Source organism: Agrobacterium sp. H141 (genome assembly GCF_057158725.1).
This window is the reverse complement of record NZ_CM169893.1, coordinates 2,276,911-2,295,480: the sequence shown is the minus strand read 5'-3', so window position 1 is coordinate 2,295,480 and position 18,570 is coordinate 2,276,911. Positions and strand designations below refer to the sequence as shown.

The following is an 18,570-nucleotide window of genomic DNA, read 5'->3' as shown; positions in this document are numbered from 1 at the left end:
AGAGGATTTTCACGCTGTTTTTGTTTGTAAATACGTAGACCATGAGCATTTCCTCGGATGTACTGCTGTTGGGCTTGTTTTTCTCGTTATTTCCCCGGCATCTAATCCCTTTCTGCGGCGCGTTAATGCTCACAGACGTCACGCGATGTCGCAATTTGAGGATGACTGATCAATTTGCGCCAACATGCTGGACGCGAAATGCCTGGCACTTTACAAGCCCTTAAAAAACAAGCGGAAATTACAATGTCGCGCCCTGTGACAAAGCCAGCCAACGAAGGTTTGAAACCATGACCAGAACGATCATGTTGCAAGGCACGGGCTCGGATGTCGGAAAAACGATACTGGTGGCAGGGCTCTGCCGGCTGGCGGCATCCAAAGGACTAAAGGTCCGCCCGTTCAAGCCGCAGAACATGTCGAACAACGCAGCCGTTTCCGATGACGGTGGCGAGATCGGGCGTGCGCAGTGGCTGCAGGCGCTGGCAGCGCGTATTCCGACCTCGGTCCACATGAATCCCGTGCTGCTGAAACCCCAGACAGAGACGGGCAGTCAGATCATCGTGCAGGGCAGGGTCTATGGCCAGGCGAAGGGACGCGACTATCAGGCGCTGAAGCCGAAACTGATGTCGGCCGTGATGGAGAGTTTCGAGACCATGCGCGCCGGTGCCGATCTTGTGATCGTCGAAGGCGCGGGCTCGCCGGCGGAAATCAACCTGCGCGCCGGCGACATCGCCAATATGGGATTTGCGACCCGTGCCAATGTCCCGGTGGTACTGGTCGGCGATATCGATCGGGGAGGGGTGATTGCCTCCCTCGCCGGCACGCATCTGATCCTGCCCGAGGAAGACCGGCGCATGGTGTCGGGCTATATCATCAACAAGTTTCGCGGCGATGTCTCGCTGTTTGCCGACGGCATCGACGCCATCGGCGGCTTCACCGGCTGGTCTTGCCATGGCATCGTTCCCTGGCTGAAGGTGGCGCGCCGCCTCCCGGCAGAAGATTCCGTCGCCTTGGAGCGTCTGACACGCAAGGCAGAGGGGGGGCTGAAAGTGGCAGTGCCCGTTTTCTCGCGCATCGCCAATTTCGATGATCTCGATCCGCTGGGGGCCGAACCTTCTGTCGATCTGATCTTTGTGCCTCCTGGCGAACGAATACCGCCTGATGCCGGGTTGATCGTGCTGCCGGGTTCCAAGTCGACGATCGGCGATCTCAAGGACCTTCGAGCGCAAGGCTGGGACCGCGACATTGCCGCCCATGTCAAGCGCGGCGGCCGGGTGATCGGTATTTGCGGCGGCTACCAGATGCTGGGGCGGATGGTGCGCGATCCAAAGGGGATCGAGGGTGATCTGCCGGAAATCGAGGGCTTGGGTCTTCTGGATGTCGAGACGGAAATGGCGCCGGAAAAGACGGTCCGCAACACCACGGCCCATTCGAGGGAATACGATGCGCCTCTGCACGGTTATGAGATCCATCTGGGGGTGACAGAAGGACCGGATTGCGCCCATGCACCCGTGTTTGTCGACGGTCGGGAAGAAGGGGCGATGTCGCCAGACGGCAAGGTGATGGGCACCTATCTGCACGGGCTGTTTGGAAGCGATGCCTATCGCATGGCCTTGTTGCGAAGCCTCGGCATCGATACGCCCGGCTTCAACTATCGCCAGGGGGTGGAAGATGCTCTCGATGACGTGGCCCGGGAGCTCGAGGCGGTGCTGTCTCCGCGCTGGCTCGAAGGCTTGATGGGGTGATGCGGGACTCTGGAGCGCGCAAACAGAAAAGGAGCGGCGAAAGCCACTCCTGTTCATGCTGGAACATTGATTGTTCCCGACAATGTGCCGCTATCAGCCGAGGCCGATAAACGACAGAATTGCACCGACGACGACCACAAGGCCTACGATGTAAATAATGGCGTTCATTGTCTCTCTCCTTTGCTTGTCTCGCAAAGATGAACGGGCCAGATCGGTCATTGTTCCGCAGCTTTGTCGAACCGCGGTCGGCAGGCCAGTCTTTAGGCGTGGAAATTTGCCGCCTCAGGCTGATTTCCGCGTCAGGGATGCGGGCTCTTGGGGCTCGATGTCGTAACCTGCCACCTCGCGGCGCAGACCGTCGGTCGTTTCAGCCAGACCGTTGGCGACAGAATGGGTCTTTTCCGCCATCACGGCTGTCTCGTCGATGGATTTGCCGATGCGGTCGATCGCGTCCATCAGGTCATTGCATTGCGCGCTCTGGCGCTTGGCGGTCTCGGCAATTTCCGCCACCGACCGCATGCCGCGCTCGGCGCGTTCGGACACGCCATCGAGCGTGGTCGATGCCTTCGAGATGGCCTTTACCGATTCCTGCACAGTCTCCATTGATGAGTTGAGCAGTTTTCCGGCCTCGTCGGCAAGCGAGCCGACCTGGCTTGCAAGACCGCGCACCTCTGTGGCGATCACCCCGAAGGATTGCCCCGCCTTGCCGGCGGAGGAGGCCTCGATTGCGGCATTGATGGCCAGGATATTGGTCTGGAAGGCAATCTCGTTGATGTGATCGATGATCTTGAGCGCCTCGGCGGCCGTGACCTCCATGCGGTTGACGGCATCGACGGCAACGGCTGCCGCATCCTGACTGCTGCGCGAGGCAGCAACCGCCTCGCCGACCGCGGTGGTGGCACCCTGGGTTGCCGTCGAAATGCTGTTGGAATCGGCCTGAAAGCCACCCAGGCTTTGGCGCAGGGACGCCATCTGCTGATGCTGTTGGTTCGCCGAGACCGCAAGCTGGCGCGAGCCGGTTGCCTGTTGTTCGGCGGCGCCGGACAGATCGTCGACCGAAGAGCCGATCGAGCGGATCAGGCCCGACAGTGTATCGAGCAGTCCATTGACGCCATCGCCGATGGATTTCAGCGTCCCCATCTGAGCACCGAGATCGACGCGGTTGTTGAGGCGTTTGTCCTGAACGGCGGCGATCACCTCGGCAATCTTGGCGATGATTTCCTGTTCGGATTCCTGGCGCCTGGCATCGGCATTGCGGCGGACCGTATCGGCATCGCGGTTCTGGTCGTCGAGGAAGCGGCGGCGGATATTGTCCTGCTCCAGACGCGCCATCAGCCGGTTGAACAGGTCTGCCAGTTCTCCGGCCTCGTCTCCGCGGTCGACTTCCAGGCGGGCCGAGAGGTCCGCGTCGCCGACCGCAAGTTCCATCAGCAGCTCCTGCAGCCGCCCGGTGCCCAGCGTTTCGCCATGTTCTGCCGTATTGAGGCCCGCCAGTTCCTGCTCGGCCGTGACGCGCAGAGGCATGACGGACGACAACAGCTTGAGCACGATCCAGACGCCGCCGAATGCCCAGACGAAGGCGGCGCCGGCGCCCAGCATCTGCACCCCGATCTGCGCAAACCGCGATCCGGCGGCCAGATGCTGCTCCGGTGCCAGAAGGGCAAGGGCAATGGTGCCGAAGACGCCGGCGAAACCGTGCACGGGAATGGCGCCGACCGGATCGTCGATCTTGAGTTTCAGCAAAAGCCACACACCCGATACCGCAACCATGCCACCCACCAGGCCGACGAGCAGCGCACCTTGGGTGGTCAGAACCATGCAGCCGGCCGTCACTGCGACCAGGCCGCCCAGGACGCCGTTGATCAGGCCTTCGGGACGCCATATCCCTTCCTTCATGCGCGACAGGAATGTGCCGGAAAGACCACCGAAGACACCGGCTGCCAGCGTGTTGAGAATGATATGCCCCACGGGGGCATCCATCGTTAGGGCCGATCCGCCGTTAAAGCCGAACCAGCCGATGAACAGGATGAGCGTTCCGGCGCTTGCCAGAACCGTGTTGTGGCTGGCAATGCGGCCGACCGTGCCGTCTTCGAGAAAGCGCCCGATGCGCGGCCCCATGATGACGACAGCTGCCAGACCCGACCAGGCGCCTATGGAATGGACGACGGTAGAGCCGGCAAAATCGATGAAGCCGAGATCCGCCAACCAGGCCGTATTGCCTGGAAACAGAAGCTTGCCCCAGGCCCAATGACCGAAAATGGGATAGACGAGGGCGGCAATGACCGCGACCAAGACGAGATAGGCGGAGAAAGTCAGCCGCTCCGCCACCGCACCGGAGACGATGGTGGCAGCCGTGCCGCAGAACATGGCCTGGAAGATCAAGAAGGAAAGTGCCGCCTCGCTGTCGCCGGAAAACAGCATGAGGTTGCCATCCATGCCGATGAAGCCGAAGAGATCCGCGCCGAACATGAACATGTAGCCAATGATGCCGAACAGGGCGACGGAGACGACCAGATCGACCAGGTTCTTCTGAGCCACGTTGATGGAGTTCTTGGAGCGAACCAGGCCGCCTTCCAGAAACAGAAAGCCGATCTGCATCATGAACACCAGAGCAGAGGCGACCAGAACCCATGTCTTGTCGATCAAGGCAATCGGATCGGCGTCAGCGGCATAAAGAGGTGGAGCAAAGGCAAGAAATAAGAATGTATTCGTCAGTAGAAGTGCGTGTTTGCGCATGATTGTTTCCCGCAAGGTTATGGGCACAATCCTTGTTCGGTTATACTTAACGAAGTGTTGCTTTGTCGCTTTGCACGTCGAGTAAATGCCCGCGATTGCAGGACTTTATGGCTGAGACCGGACGTATCCATGTGCTGATTTCAAGCCGACGCATAAAAAATATGCGTTTGCTTTATTCTAAGGCAGGGCAAGTGACTGTCGTCGCAATACTTCAGTCCTCTGTACATGTCGCCGGAATGGCCCCGATTCCGACTGGTAGCGGGCACAGAGCGTCGTGACATTGAAGCCAGTCTCGGCAATGGTCTGGCCGAGTTTCAAGACGGGGAGATGATGGATGGAAACCTTGACCGGCGGGTGCCTGTGCGGTGCGCTGCGTATTGTCGCTTCAGGCCGGCCCGACAGGGTTGGGCTTTGCCATTGCATGGATTGCCGAAAACACCATGGTGCGCTGTTTCATGCCTCGGCTATTTTCCCGCAAGACGCGGTGAAAGTGGACGGAGAAACGCGCGCTTATCAGGGACGGCATTTTTGCCCGCGCTGTGGATCGTCCGTCTTTTCATGCAGCGGCGATGAGATCGAGGTCAATCTCGGATCGCTCGATCAGCCCAATCAACAGGTCCCGACCTACGAGCTCTGGACGGTGAGGCGCGAAAACTGGTTGCCGCCATTTCCGCTGCAAAGGCGCTACGACCGCGATCGGGAGAGTGATGAGCGCTCCGAAGAATAGATCGCGGTCGTGAAATCGCAGGGTTTAAGCTTCGATCTCGACGGGTGTCAGCGGACGTGAGCAGCAGGCGAGGATATAGCCTTCCTCGATCTCTTCTTCGAGAATGCCGCCATTATGCTGCATGTCGACTTCGCCCTTGAGCTTCATCACCTTGCAGGTGCCGCAAAGCCCGGATTCGCAGGCAGCGGCAATTCGCACACCAGAGGCACGCGCGGCCTGAAGCAGGGTGTGGCCCGGCTCGCACAGACCGTCCTTGCCCGACATTGCGAATGTGACCTTGGTCGGCTTTTCGCCGTCCGCATAATCGGGCACCACGATCGGGGCAGGGGCAGCGGCCGGGAGGAAGGCTTCTTCATGATAGTGGTCCATGTCGAAGCCCGCACTTTGAAGTGCGTCCTTGACCGTCGCCATGAAGGGCGCAGGACCGCAACAGAAGACCTTGCGGTCGAGGAAGTCGGGCACCAGAAGCGAGATCTTGGCCCGGTCCACCCAACCCTTCAGGCCCGACCACAGCTGCGTGCGCTCCAGCTGCTCGACGATAAAGCCGAGCGTGAAATGCGGCATGTAGCGCGCCTTGTACTCCAGCTCCCAGCGGAAGATGATATCGTTGGGCGAGCGGGCGCAGTGGACGAAGGCGATGTCGCTGTCGGGTTCGCGGTCCGAGAGATCGCGGGTCATCGACATCATCGGTGTAATGCCGGAGCCGGCCGAGATGAACAGATATTTGTCGCCGGGATGACGGACATAGGAAAAGTCGCCAACCGGCCCATAGGCCTTGAGTTTCATGCCCGGTTGCAGATGTTCCATCATCCAGCGTGTGCCGATGGAATCCTTCTGCGCCTTGGCCGTCACCTGAATGGTGTAGGGACGCGACGGCGTGGACGAGATCGTATAGGTGCGCATGACCGGTTCCGGCCCGACCGGCAGTTCCAGCGTGAGGAACTGACCCGGCTGGTATCGGAACCAGTGGCCCGGATGGTCAGACTTGAAGGTGAAGGTCATCACATCCGGTGTTTCCGGCGTCCAGGCGACACATTCGAGCATATGCTCCTTGTCGCTCCAGGGCCGCATTTCATCGACATGCCTGTATGTTTTGTCTTTTGCCATTTTATGCCACGACCGAGAGTGGAGCCTTGTCGCCCTGCAGGCGGTTGACCATGAAATTGGCGTACCATTCGACAAACTGCATCACGCCGCCTTCATGTTCGACGGAGTAGGGGCCGGGCTCATAGGCCGGCGAGCGGATGCCGAAGGCGTTTTCTTCAACGATGGAGCGGTCCTGGTCGTTGGTCATGTTCCACACATGGGTCAGCTTTTCGACGTCATAGTCGACGCCTTCCACCGCGTCCTTGTGAACGAGCCATGTCGTCGTGACCGCCGTCTCTTCTGCCGACAGCGGCAGCACGCGGAAGGAAATCGCATGGTCGCCGAGAATGTGGTTCCACGTGGTTGGATAGTGGAACAGCAGCATGGTGCCGATATTGGAGATGTTGACGTCGCCTGACAGCGGCTTCTTCACCGCCGGCTTGCCGTCCATGGTGTAGCTCTCCGCACCGGGGATCAGCGGCATGCGGGCAACGCGGAACTGGCCTGTCGGATCCATCAGGAACTCGCTCGGCAGCCCACCGGCTTCGCAACGGGCCCAATGCTCGGCAATGACCGGATCGTCGCCGGCGCCTTGCACGCCGGTCGCAGTCGGCGCTTCCGGATAGGTTCGGCAAAGTTCGGGATGGTTGCCGGCGCAGTGATAGCACTCGCGATTGTTTTCCCAGACGAGCTTCCAGTTGCCTTTTTCGATAATGGTCGAGCGGGCAGCAACCTTGGCTTCGGCCAGACGGTGCGGTGCCATATAGGGTTCGATACTGGCGCGCATCGGCGCAAAATCGGCAGGTTCCTGCGCAAGACAGACGAAGATATAGCCGGCTACACTCTCGCAGGCGACGGGCTTCAGGCCAAACTCTGCCTTGTCGAAGGTTTCACCCATCTGCCGGGCAAAGACCAGCGAGCCGTCGAGGTCGTAGGTCCAGTTGTGGTAGGGGCAAACCATCTTGGCTGCCGCGCCGCGCTCGGACGTGCAAACGCGATGCCCGCGATGGCGACACGTGTTGTGGAAAGCGCGAATGACGCCATCCTTGCCGCGCACGATGACCACGGGATAGTCGCCGATCTGCACGGTGAAATAATTGCCGGCGCGCGGAACCTCGCAGTCATGGCCGATAAACAGCCAGTCACGGTACCAGATGGTCTCCATGTCCAGCTTGAAAATGTCCTCATCGATATAAAAGGGCTGCTCCAGGGAGAAGCCTTCGCGGCGGTTCTTAAGTTGCCGCAAAACTGTCGTCTGCAAATCCATTTGCGCCCTCATTGATGTTCATTGGCGGACGCAGAAAAGCAATGCGGCCTCTTGGGTTTGCCGCATGTGCCCGGACCGCCCGCCGCGGCCGAAACTGACATGTCTACAAGGCTGGTTTCCGGGCTCCGGAGCTGTCCGTCATGGACCATCCGACTCCTTCCCAGGCTTGTCTGCCCAGTGGCCTCCCGTCGGATTTTTCGCTCCGCCACCGTTGCGGGGGCAGCGCCGGATTTAGACCGGCTTCCCAATTCTCCGCTCCGCTTCCCTGCGGCCCGGCACCTTGGATTGAGATCATACTAGCGGCTATGCGGGGGTGCGATGCGATGGAAAGCGACATCGAGAATGCGCAATTTGAATAGTCGCTGAAAACTGTGTCCGCCCCTTGGCCGCCGTCTGCTCACGACACGGCGGCGCTTCGAACTATTTCGCTAATGTGCAAGGCGCGATGGATCCTATCGCCAAGTTGTGCGTTCACCCCAACAAGGGGTGAGTAGTGCAGACCCTGAAAACGGTCAAAACAAAGTGGTTTCGTTCAATCACGCGGCGGGTGGTTGGGCACAGTTTTGCGTTTTGGGCCGTCCCAACTCGAAGAGGAAAGTCATGAACAATCCAAATTATTATTACCCATTGGGAATTTGGGTGCTTGCTGTCGGCGCTGCCCTCGGCCTTGCCGTCGCACTTTATAATTTTGTTGTCCCGCTCACGGGCGTCAACGGCTCGATCGGAGCGGGTCTGGTGGTGTTTTCCACGGCCATCATGTTGCTGGCGGCGTTGTTTTTCCCGATTTTCGGCCATGGCGCGCTGAGAAACATCGTACGCGCATTAATAGTACTCGACATCGTCTGCACGGCAGCTGCCGGTTATTTTCTGCATGAATGGTTGCTGATTGGCGCCATGGTTGTGGCCCTGATCGGTGCGATCTGGGAGATCGCCCAGCCTTCGCCTGCCGCAACGACATTTCAAGGAGCAGCATGATGAAGCGGATGAATATCGTTTTTGCAAGCGGCCTCATCCTGGCCGCATTGGGCACCGCCGCCTATGCTCAGGATACCGCCCAGCCCGAAGCGCCGGCCGCTCCGTCAGCCGGCACCACGGTTGAACAGGACAGCACTGCGCCAAGCGCGCCTTCGACATCCGACAGCGCCGATACGGCAGCGCCGTCTACGTCCCCCGCGCTTACGGACGCAACGCCCAAGCCGGACCGCTATCCGGGCGTCGCCGATCCGACATTCAACACCACGCCGCGTCAGCGCACGAATATTCCGATGATGCCGAAAACGGCGACATGGGACAGTTTTCACGGTCAGCTGAATGCGCAGAAATATTCTCCGCTGACCGAGATTACGACCGATAATGTCAAGGACCTGAAAAAGGTGTGGGACATGCATACCGGCGACGTGTCTGACGGCAGCGGCGGCACGCCGGCGACGGTGTGGTCGGCAACGCCCGTCTTTGCCAATGACACGCTGTATATCGGTACGCCCTTTTACCGCATTCTGGCGCTCGATCCCGCAACCGGGAAAGAGAAATGGCACTTCGATACCGATTCCACGCTGGAGGCCCTGACGCAGCCGGCGCTCAAGAATCGCGGCGTTTCCTATTGGGAATCGAAAAATCCGGTCGCCGGCGAGCCGTGCCAGAAGATCGTCTATATCGGCACCATGGATGCCCAGCTCTTTGCGGTCGATGCCGATAGCGGCAAGGCCTGCGAGAAATTCGGCAATAACGGCGTTCTCGATGCCAATCAGTGGAACACCATCAATGACCGCTTCCCGTTCTCGCTGCTGCAGCCGCCAACCGTGGCCGGCAATCACGTGATCATCGGCTGGGCCGGCAAGGACTGGGCCTTTGCCGAAGCACCTCCGGGTGCGGTCTTCTCCGTCGATCCGCAGACCGGCAAACTGCAATGGTCGTTTGAGACGCTGCCGGAAGAGGTGCGGCAGAAGACCGGTACCGCCAATGTCTGGACGCATATGTCGGTCGATGAGGATCTGGGCCTGGTCTATCTGCCCGTGTCCTCGCCCTCGCCAAACTACTGGGGCGGCAATCGTACCGAGGAGATCCCCTATGCAACCTCGACGACAGCGCTCGATCTGGAAACAGGCAAGGTTGTCTGGTCGCGCCAGTGGGTCCATCACGACATCTGGGATTACGACATCAATTCCGCTCCGACACTGATGGATATCACGGTCGACGGAAAGACCATCCCGGCCCTGATGCAGGCGACCAAGATGGGCTTCCTGTTCGTCGTCAATCGCGAGACCGGCGAGGATGTCTGGCCGATCGAGGAGCGTGCGGTGCCGGGCGGCGACGGATCGGTGGACGGCGAATATTACGCGCCGACACAGCCATTCCCGACCAAGCCGGCCCCCTTGCTCGACCAGTCGAAGAAGCCGAAGGTCTGGGGCATTGCCGATCTGGTGAGTGGCGGTGCCTGCTCCAAGCTGTTCGATGATCTCTGGTATGAAGGCATGTACACGCCGCCCACAGCCAAGGGCAAAGGTGTCCTGACCTATCCGGATTCCGCCGGTGGCGTTCAGTGGGGCGGGGTTGCCTATGATCCGGAAAACCAGATCGCCGTGGTCAATACCTCGCATATCGTGCAGTACATCAAGCTTTATGCCCGCAAGGAATATGATGAGAACAAGGGCGGGTCCGGCAATGAGAACGGTTTCTACGCCCAGGAAGGCGCGCCCTACGGCATGGAGTTGCAGAACGCGCTGAACTGGCTGGGCATGCCGTGCTGGGAGCCACCATTCGGTGAGCTCGTCGCCATCGACATGCATACAGGCGATGTGAAGTGGCGCCGTCCGCTGGGCGAATCGCAGAAATATGGCTTCTTCATGCCGGAAAGCATGGGTTCGCCCACGATTGGCGGTCCGGCGGTGACAGCTGGTGGCCTGGTCTTCATCGGCTCCACCATGGATGCCAAGGCCCGTGCCTTCGACATCAAGACCGGCAAGGAGCTGTGGTCGGCCCAGCTGCAGGCCCCGATCGTCGCCAACCCGGCAGTCTATGAATATCAAGGCCGCCAATATGTCGCCTTCATCTCCGGCGGCAACTCCATCCTGTCGCCGACCCTCGGCGATCAGGTGGCGGTCTACGCCCTGCCGAAGTAAGTGACAGGCTCAAAGATGCTGAGAGGGGGAAGGGCGCATTTGGCGCCCTTTTCCATGGGCGACAAGGCGCATGCCATGGCGAAGGGCCGCATGCATGGGAAGCCGGTGGCATTCGCATTTGGCAGAGGGGATGCAGCCAAGCGAATGCCCGATGATCGGCGCACAAGAAGACCGGGGTCTTTGGATGTCCGTCCTCGACCCGCAGAGATCCGTTTTGCGGGTCGGGGAACTGATCGATATGGGTGCGGCTGAGCCGGCAGATGGAGCGCCGTCAGGCTTAGCTCAGCGGCTTGTAGGCGATCACGTCCATCTCGACTTTGACATCCACCATCATGGGCGATTGTACGGCGGAACGTGCGGGTGGGTGGTCTATGAAGTGCTTCTGGAAGACGGCGTTGAAGCTTGAGAAATCGCGTGCGTCGTCGAGCCACACATTGACCTTGACGACGTCTTCCAGTGTGCAGTCGGCCAGTGCCAGAACCGCCTTGATGTTTGCCACCACTTGTTCTGTCTGGGCCACGATATTGCCGACGATCACTTCACCGTCGACGGTCGGGACCTGGCCAGAAACATAGACGTAATCACCGGCGCGGACGGCCTTGGCAAAAGGGCGGCGCTGACCGCCGGCCTGGTTCTCGGCCGCTTCGTAGCGAATGAGTGTCTTTGTGCTCATGATGTAAACTTTCTGCTTGGAAGATTGTAAATCGCGGGGGCGCCGATCAGGGCATGTTCTGCACGAAATGACCAGGCGATACTTCCCGGTAGGTGCGTTTTGGCACAACATAGTCGAAGGGCCGAACGGGGCTCTTGATCTCTTCGGCCATGGGCGGCAGCGTCTGGCCACGACGCGACGGATCGGGGATCGGCACGGCGGAAATCAGGCGGCGCGTATACGGATGTTGCGGGTTGTCGAAGATCGCCGCACGCGGCCCGATTTCGACGATTTCACCCAGGAACATGACCGCGACGCGATGGCTCATTCGTTCCACAACAGCCATGTCGTGGGAGATGAAGAGATAGGCAAGTCCGCGCTTTTCCTGCAGGTCCAGCAGAAGATTGGCCACTTGCGCCTTCACGGTCACGTCGAGCGCTGAAACAGCCTCGTCGGCAACGATGAATTTTGCGTCGAGCGCCAAGGCACGCGCGATGGATATGCGCTGCCGCTGGCCGCCGGAAAACTCATGCGGATGACGGTCGGCCATCCTGGCCGACAGGCCGACCTGTTCGAGCAATTCTGCCACGCGTTCCTTCGCCTCGCGTCTGCCCATCAAGCCATGGGCCAGTATCGGCTCTGCAATGGCGGATCCGATGGTGATGCGCGGATTGAGAGAGGCGAATGGATCTTGGAATATCATCTGCGAGGTGCGCCGCATGGCACGCAAGTCGCGCGTGCCGGCTTTCGTCACGTCCTGGCCTTCGATGACGATCTTGCCGGACGAGGGGCTGATCAAGCGAATGATTGCACGACCGGTGGTGGATTTTCCGCAACCGGATTCGCCCACCAGGGACAGTGTCTCGCCCGGACGCAGGTCGAAGGAGACATCCTCGACAGCATGCACACGGCCATTGGGCAGATCGAAGCGCACGGAAAGATTGTCGACCTTGAGGATGGGTTCGATAGACGGGGAGACGGGTATCATCTCCCGGCCTTCGATCGGATCGCCGGTCGACGCATCGACTTCCGGGAAGCGCTTGGGAGCCATGGCTCCCCCCATCGTGCCTAGTCGCGGGATCGAAGCGAGAAGCGATCTGGTGTAGACGGCCTTGGGCGATTTGAAGATATCTTCTGTCCTGCCGGTCTCCAGAACATCGCCGCGGAACATGACGACGGTGCGGTCAGCGATCTCCGCAACCACACCCATGTCATGGGTGATGAAGAGGACGCCCATGTTCTCCTCGCTCTGCAATTCGCGCAGCAGATGCAGGATTTCGGCCTGGATCGTGACGTCGAGCGCGGTCGTCGGTTCGTCGGCGATCAGCAGTTTTGGCCGACAGGCGAGGGCCATTGCAATCATCACCCGCTGTCGCATGCCGCCGGAGAACTTGTGCGGATACTCGTGAAGACGCGTCTTTGCCGCAGGAATGCGAACCCGCTCCATCAAACGGATGGTTTCGGCCGCGGCATCGCTCCAGGAAAGGCCGCGATGCAGCACCAGTGCCTCGGAGATCTGGTTGCCTATCGTGAAGACGGGGTTGAGCGAGGTCATCGGCTCCTGGAAGATCATTCCGATCGAACCGCCGCGCACAGCGCGCATTTCGGCTTCGCTGGCCTGCAGCAGATCCTGCCCGTCCAGCAGGATGCGCCCTTGCGACCGCTCGCGGTCGGCGGGCAAAAGCCGCATCGTGGAGAGCGCGGTGACGCTCTTGCCCGAGCCGGACTCGCCGACGATGGCGACCGTCTCGCCGGCATCCACATGCAGGTTGATATCGCGAATGACCGCGGTCCAGCCCTGCTGGGTCTTAAAAGATGTCGTCAGGTTCTCGACCGAAAGCACGGGCCGGACCTTGGTAATGGTATCCATCATGATCAAAATTCCTTGGCCAGCCGTGGATCGACGAGATCACGCAGGCCATCGCCCAGCAACTGCACGGAGAGCACGGAAAACACGATGGCGAGGCCGGGAAAGACCATCAGCCATGGGGCGTTGTTCATATATTCGCGGCCCGCAGCCAGCATTGTCCCCCATGTCGGCATGTCGGTCGAAACGCCAACGCCGAGGAAAGAAAGGCTTGCTTCCGCCAGCATTGCCGACGCGAAGACGAAGGTGGCCTGCACCAGGATCGGGGAAGCGAGGTTCAGCAACACGTGGCGCGCCAGAATTTGCCATGTCGGCAAACCCATGGCGACCGCGGCTTCGATATAGGGAAGCTCGCGAAGGACCAGTGTCGACCCGCGCACGATGCGTGCAAGACGCGGTGCATAGGTGATGCCGAGCGCCAGGATGACCGTGGAAAGGGACGGGCCGAGCGCGGCGACCAGAGCAATCGCAAGCAGGATATCGGGAAACGACATCATCGCGTCGAGCAGCCGTGAGATCGGTGCGTCCAGGTGGCGGAAAAAGCCTGCCGCCACGCCCAGAATAACCCCGAGAACCGTTGAGATGGCAACCACGCCGAGGCTGACAAGAAGCGAGATCCGCCCTGCAAAGATTGCGCGTGAAAAGATGTCACGCCCGAATTCGTCTGTGCCGAACAGGTGGGCCATCGATGGCGGCTTAAGCTTGTTGACGATCGAAAGCTTGTTCGGCGCGTAGGGCGCAACCCAGGGCGCAAGAAGCGCTGCGAGAACCACAATGGCCAGGATGATCGCACCGGCGAGCATGGCGCGATTGCCGAACAAGCGGCGCAGACTTGAGGCGAACGGCATGGATACGGAGGCCATGGTAGTCATAGGCGCACCCTTGGATCAACGAGAATATAGAGCATGTCGACGATGAAGTTGATCAACACATAAATGGCGGCCACGACGAGCAGTGCCCCTTGTATGACAGGATAGTCGCGGCGCAAAACGGCTGAGACGACGAGATTGCCAACACCGGGAAGGCCGAAAACCGTTTCGGTCACCACCGCGCCCGCGACCAGCATGGCGATTGACAGGCCGATGACCGTGATGATCGGGATCAGTGCATTTTTCAGCGCATGCTTGAGGATCACCCGACCTTCGCCGGCTCCCTTGGCGCGTGCGGTGCGCACATAATCATCCCCGAGAACATCCAGCATGGCCGCGCGCGTAAAGCGGGTGATCAGCGCTGAATTGACCACACCCAATGCCACCGCAGGCAGGACCAGATGATGAAGCCGTTCGAGAAACGGCGTATAGGGGCCGCCGTAACCGGATGCCGGAAACCATCCCTGGCCAACGGCAAAGACCTGGATCAGGATCAGGCCGAGCCAGAAACTGGGTACGCTGGCAGCGACCATGGTCAGGGTGACAACGATCTGGTCGAATAACGTGCCACGCTTGACCGCAGACAGAATGCCGACCGGCAGGGCGATCGCAACCGCAATCAGGATCGAAAACAGGGTCAGGAAGAATGTCGGTTCGGCACGTGCGGCAAGCGCGGTCGTCACCGGCTGCCCGAGGAAGATCGACTGACCGAGATCGCCATGCAATATGCCCACGACGAATTGGACATATTGCATGATCAGGGGCGCATCGAGCCCCAATTTGGTGCGCAACTGGGCTATGTCTTGCGGGGTCGCATCCGACCCCAGCATGACAGCGGCAGGATCGCCAGGCGTCACGCGAACGATGATAAAGACCACCGTCACGACGAGAGCCAGGACAATGGCCATACCTCCCAGTCGTTTGAGCAGTGCCTGCGCAATCCTTGCCATAGTCAGGTCCTTACTTTGTCACATTACTGCTTGGGAGTGACGTTCCAGAAATGCGGCCAGTAGGTTGGCTCATATCCGGAAACGCCCTTGGCAACACCCGAAACGGCGTTGAAGTTTCCAACCTTATAGAGCGGCGCATCATCATAGATCACGGTCTGAATGCCTTCCCAGGCAGATTTTTTCGCGTCGTCTGTGGTGGCGTCCATATAGGTGCTCACAGCCTTTGCCTTCTGGTCGGAGACGTACCAACCGGGATAGGCATCGGTGATCGTGTTGATCGTTGTGGGGTCGCCAGGGAAGTTGGAGTGGGTGATGAAGATATCCCATTCCTTTGGATCGGCGCGGCGCGTGGTCAAGGTTGCCCAGTCCACCACCTGCAGATCGACCTTGAAGCCGGCGGCTTCGAGATAGGCCTTGGCGACTTCGCCGATCTTGTAGTGAAATTCATACTGCCGGCTGGTCATCAGGCGCAGCGGCTGACCGTCATAGCCGGCCTCTTCAAGCAGTTTGGCAGCGGTTTCGGGATCGCCCTCGCCATACCGGGCCACACCGGCTTCGGTATGCCAGAACGAGCCCTTCGGGAAGATCGAGCCGTCGACGCTGAAGAACCGGTCGTCAGAAAAGGCAGCCAGCATCATGTCATTCGGGTCAAGCGCTGCCTGTACGGCCTGGCGCATCGCTTTCTTCGTCAGCAAGCCTTCCTTCATGTTCATGTTGAGCGAGGCCCAGCCTGCATCCTTGAAGATAACGGGCTTTGCATTGTCGCTCTGCTCGACCCGCTCATAGGCGCTGACCGGCAATGAATCTGCATAATCGAACTGGCCGGCGATCAGGCCTTCAACACGGGTATTCGCATCCGGAACCGGCACGAAGCGGATTTCCTTGGCGATTGCCTCGCGTTTGCCTGCATAATTGCTCGGCGTGCCTTCCGGTGACTTGTAGCCATCGAAGCGAACGAGCTGGGTATACTGGTCAGGCTTGCGTTCCTTGAGTTCGTAGGGACCGGTGCCGACAAACTCGGTCAAGGTATCGGCCAGCTTTTCAGACGGCATGATCACGGATGCCTGGGAAAGGGTCGCAAGCAGCGGTGCATAACGGGACTTCAGCGTGATGACCACCGCGTGGTCGCCGTCTTCACTCAGACTGTCGACAAGTTCGGCAACCTGCTTGCCCTTGGAATTGATGGCCATCCAGCGCTTCAGCGAGGCGGTGACATCCTTGGCATCAAAGGCGCTGCCGTCATGGAAGGTAACGCCTTCGCGCAGCGGGATCCGATAGGTCAGACCATCTTCGGAGATGGTCGGCATGTCGGCCGCGAGCAGCGGCACAGACTTCCATTCGGCATCATATGTATAGAGGGTCTCGAAGATATGCTGGTCGATGGTCAGCACGATATCGGTCGGTGTCTGCATGGCGTCAAGCGTTGGCGGTTCACCGATGGTCGCAACGGTGAGCACGCCGTCGCTTGCCTGGGCCAAAGCCAGGCTGCTTGTGCCGGCAAGCGCTGCCAGTGTTATCAGAACAAATGCACTCTTTTTCATGTCATTCCCCTTGTTGCAGTTTGTGTGGTCAAAGCTTTCGTCGGGCTTTTGTCCCGGTTCGAAAATTCATCCATCCAGTCCCAACGGATCGGCAACGCGCGGCCAAAGCTGGAGGCTTGCCTTCAGGTATGGTGTCGTTGCGGGGTCGGTCGGATAGGAGGTTGGCGCGGCGACATAGACGATCTCGGACGAAATCGGCTGGAAGCCCGCATAAAAGTGATTGGTCGATTTGATCAGCAAATAGGCCTTGTTTGCAAAATCGATGCCCTGATTGGAAAAGATGTCCGGCTCATAGGTCTGGGTGCGACTGGTAATCAGTACGATATCGATATTGGTTCCAACGGGACGGATAACGGCCGTACTGCCGAGTGTCACGCGACTGTTACGGAAACTTTGCCAACCGGCGTGAAAGACACGTTCAACGGTGACGCGAAGGTCCAGCGGCTCGCCGCCTTCCGGGCTGGATTTGCCGCCGACGCGCAGCTTCAGTTCAGCGCCCTGGCCGGCCGCGTGGCAGAAGGTGACGGCGATCGGATCCCAAATGGCAGCGACCGCGAAGTCATCCATGCCGCGCTCGAGCATGCGCCGCAGAATATGCGTGGCGTCGCCCGCAACGCCGCCGCCGGGATTGTCCCAGACATCCGCGATCAGAACAGGTTTTTCAGGTTGCGCGCCACGAATGGACACGGCGAGATCCAGGCCCGCTTCGGTGCCGAGCATCGGCATGGCTGTGTCTTTTCGCATGCCGTATAGCTCGCGACCGAGAGCAGCCGCCAAAGCGTCGCCCTTGTCCTTGTCGTTGTCGGTGATGACGACAATGCGGCTTCCCATGTCCTCAACATCGCCGGCCATGAACCCGTGAATGACGGAGACGGACAGGATGCCATCCTTGCCTTCCAGCGCCTGCAGGCGATTGACGAAGGAGCGCATCGGCTCGCGACTGGTCGGGAAAATGGTGATCATCCGACAGTCGAAGGTGGAGATGACCGGCCTGATTTCTCCGCGCAGGGCCTGAAGCGCGAGCTCGACCACATGTTCCCCACGCTGCTCGAAATCCGTGTGCGGGAATTCGAGAAATGTCGCCATGATGTCGAGATTGGCGACCCGGCGCGCTGTCAGATGGCTATGGGGGTCGAATTCGGCGGCGATCAGCACATCGGTTCCGACGAGTTCCCTGATGCGCTGCAGGAAATCGCCTTCGGGATCGTCATAACCCTGGGCAACCATGGCACCGTGGAGGCCGAGCACGACGCCATTCACAGGCATCGCGGCCTTCAGTTCGTCGAGGATCTGGTCGCGCAGGGTTTCATAGGTTTGGCGTTGGATGAGGCCGGCGGGTTCTGCCCAGCACGATGTGCCCTCGATCACGGTAAAATTTTCTGCCTTGCCGCGACGCCGCAAGATCGGCACGACCGAGGAGCAGAGCGTCGGCGTATCCGGATGTTCGCCCGGTCCGGCATAGAATGCCGCCTTGAAAGCGTTCATGTCTGTTGGCACCGGAGAGAATGTATTGGTCTCAGTCGCCAACGAGGCGGTAAAAATGCGCATGTCTTTCATCCGAATATGCTCAGGACCAAACCTCCATCGCTGTGGAAGATCCAATGCCGTCGTAAAGCTGTTTTGATTTCCAAGTTTCGTTCGTCAGCGCTGTCAGGTCTGGAGGCCGATGTGGCGACAGAAGCTGCGCGTATTGAAGATGTGCTTTCCAGTCTCGTTCAGTTCACCCGTTCACCATTTGCGGTGTAATTTATTTTCTTAATAATGCCAATCGAGCCGTTTATGTCAACACGCAGAAACGATTCTGAACATATTGTGTAAAATATTTACGTAATTGAGGAAAAGCCCCTCAGATTTTCAGGCGGGCCGGCATCTGTCTAGGAAGCGCATGGCGGCCCCGACGCGGCAAAATATCAAGAAATCAAGGTCTTCAGTCGCATTGGATCGGCTGGGTTGGCATTGTGGCTGAGGCGCCGTCATGAAAACGGGCGCCCGTGATGGACGCCCGATTTTCACG

The 18,570-nt window shown here is 59.5% G+C and carries 15 protein-coding genes and 1 riboswitch; of the genes, 5 read left to right on the top strand and 10 right to left on the bottom strand.

The genetic code is table 11. The annotated features are described in order from the left end of the window. Positions 1 to 287 precede the first annotated feature (287 nt). On the top strand, positions 288 to 1,742 hold the full coding sequence (locus ACWPM9_RS10470) for a cobyric acid synthase (RefSeq protein ID WP_484755066.1): 1,455 nt from the start codon (positions 288 to 290) through the stop codon (positions 1,740 to 1,742). 93 nt (positions 1,743 to 1,835) lie between these two features. On the opposite strand, the gene ACWPM9_RS10465 is transcribed toward ACWPM9_RS10470, so the two are convergent. Further along, positions 1,836 to 1,961 carry a hypothetical protein gene (locus ACWPM9_RS10465; RefSeq protein ID WP_484755065.1) on the bottom strand — a complete coding sequence of 42 codons (126 nt, stop codon included), beginning with the start codon at positions 1,959 to 1,961 and terminating at the stop codon, positions 1,836 to 1,838. 63 nt (positions 1,962 to 2,024) lie between these two features. Continuing rightward, on the bottom strand, positions 2,025 to 4,478 hold the full coding sequence (gene amt / locus ACWPM9_RS10460; RefSeq protein WP_484755064.1) for an ammonium transporter: 2,454 nt from the start codon (positions 4,476 to 4,478) through the stop codon (positions 2,025 to 2,027). Between the two features lie 334 nt (positions 4,479 to 4,812). On the opposite strand from amt, the gene ACWPM9_RS10455 reads away from it, so the two are divergent. Beyond that, positions 4,813 to 5,205 (top strand): GFA family protein, encoded by a 393-nt coding sequence (locus ACWPM9_RS10455; protein WP_484755063.1) that lies wholly within the window; start codon positions 4,813 to 4,815, stop codon positions 5,203 to 5,205. 24 nt (positions 5,206 to 5,229) lie between these two features. Here the strand turns inward: ACWPM9_RS10455 and ACWPM9_RS10450 are convergent, their stop codons facing one another. Together ACWPM9_RS10450 and ACWPM9_RS10445 are read right to left on the bottom strand one after the other, a co-directional pair. Beyond that, positions 5,230 to 6,312 carry an FAD-binding oxidoreductase gene (locus ACWPM9_RS10450; protein ID WP_428186708.1) on the bottom strand — a complete coding sequence of 361 codons (1,083 nt, stop codon included), beginning with the start codon at positions 6,310 to 6,312 and terminating at the stop codon, positions 5,230 to 5,232. Position 6,313: 1 nt separating this feature from the next. Further along, complete coding sequence (locus tag ACWPM9_RS10445; RefSeq protein WP_484755062.1) at positions 6,314 to 7,558, bottom strand: aromatic ring-hydroxylating oxygenase subunit alpha; 1,245 nt, start codon at positions 7,556 to 7,558, stop codon at positions 6,314 to 6,316. A gap of 92 nt (positions 7,559 to 7,650) precedes the next feature. After that, a riboswitch (cobalamin riboswitch) is annotated at positions 7,651 to 7,856 on the bottom strand. A 188-nt stretch (positions 7,857 to 8,044) separates the two neighbouring features. On the opposite strand from ACWPM9_RS10445, the gene ACWPM9_RS10440 reads away from it, so the two are divergent. Together ACWPM9_RS10440 and ACWPM9_RS10435 are read left to right on the top strand one after the other, a co-directional pair. Beyond that, on the top strand, positions 8,045 to 8,533 hold the full coding sequence (locus ACWPM9_RS10440) for a hypothetical protein (protein WP_484755061.1): 489 nt from the start codon (positions 8,045 to 8,047) through the stop codon (positions 8,531 to 8,533). Further along, positions 8,530 to 10,677 carry an outer membrane protein assembly factor BamB family protein gene (locus ACWPM9_RS10435; RefSeq protein WP_484755060.1) on the top strand — a complete coding sequence of 716 codons (2,148 nt, stop codon included), beginning with the start codon at positions 8,530 to 8,532 and terminating at the stop codon, positions 10,675 to 10,677. The genes ACWPM9_RS10440 and ACWPM9_RS10435 overlap by 4 nt, the downstream gene beginning before the upstream one ends. Before the next feature lie 277 nt (positions 10,678 to 10,954). Here ACWPM9_RS10435 and ACWPM9_RS10430 read toward each other — a convergent pair whose 3' ends face one another. From ACWPM9_RS10430 to ACWPM9_RS10405, 6 genes are all read right to left on the bottom strand, one after another. Next, positions 10,955 to 11,350, bottom strand: a complete 396-nt coding sequence (locus tag ACWPM9_RS10430) for a RidA family protein (RefSeq protein WP_428186712.1) — start codon at positions 11,348 to 11,350, stop codon at positions 10,955 to 10,957. 46 nt (positions 11,351 to 11,396) lie between these two features. Continuing rightward, a complete protein-coding gene (locus ACWPM9_RS10425) occupies positions 11,397 to 13,202 on the bottom strand; it encodes an ABC transporter ATP-binding protein (RefSeq protein WP_484755059.1) in 1,806 nt (601 codons plus the stop codon). 2 nt (positions 13,203 to 13,204) lie between these two features. Continuing rightward, positions 13,205 to 14,068, bottom strand: a complete 864-nt coding sequence (locus ACWPM9_RS10420) for an ABC transporter permease (RefSeq protein ID WP_484755058.1) — start codon at positions 14,066 to 14,068, stop codon at positions 13,205 to 13,207. Then, positions 14,065 to 15,006 (bottom strand): ABC transporter permease, encoded by a 942-nt coding sequence (locus tag ACWPM9_RS10415; RefSeq protein WP_484757643.1) that lies wholly within the window; start codon positions 15,004 to 15,006, stop codon positions 14,065 to 14,067. Before ACWPM9_RS10415 ends, ACWPM9_RS10420 begins: the two co-directional genes overlap by 4 nt. A 32-nt stretch (positions 15,007 to 15,038) precedes the next feature. Further along, positions 15,039 to 16,556, bottom strand: a complete 1,518-nt coding sequence (locus ACWPM9_RS10410) for an ABC transporter substrate-binding protein (RefSeq protein ID WP_428186715.1) — start codon at positions 16,554 to 16,556, stop codon at positions 15,039 to 15,041. A 66-nt stretch (positions 16,557 to 16,622) separates the two neighbouring features. Then, positions 16,623 to 18,104 carry a M81 family metallopeptidase gene (locus tag ACWPM9_RS10405; RefSeq protein ID WP_484755057.1) on the bottom strand — a complete coding sequence of 494 codons (1,482 nt, stop codon included), beginning with the start codon at positions 18,102 to 18,104 and terminating at the stop codon, positions 16,623 to 16,625. A 15-nt stretch (positions 18,105 to 18,119) separates the two neighbouring features. Between ACWPM9_RS10405 and ACWPM9_RS10400 the strand changes: the two genes are divergently transcribed. Then, the gene (locus tag ACWPM9_RS10400) at positions 18,120 to 18,302 is read left to right on the top strand and encodes a hypothetical protein (RefSeq protein WP_484755056.1); all 183 of its coding nucleotides are present in this window, start codon (positions 18,120 to 18,122) and stop codon (positions 18,300 to 18,302) included. Positions 18,303 to 18,570 lie beyond the last annotated feature (268 nt).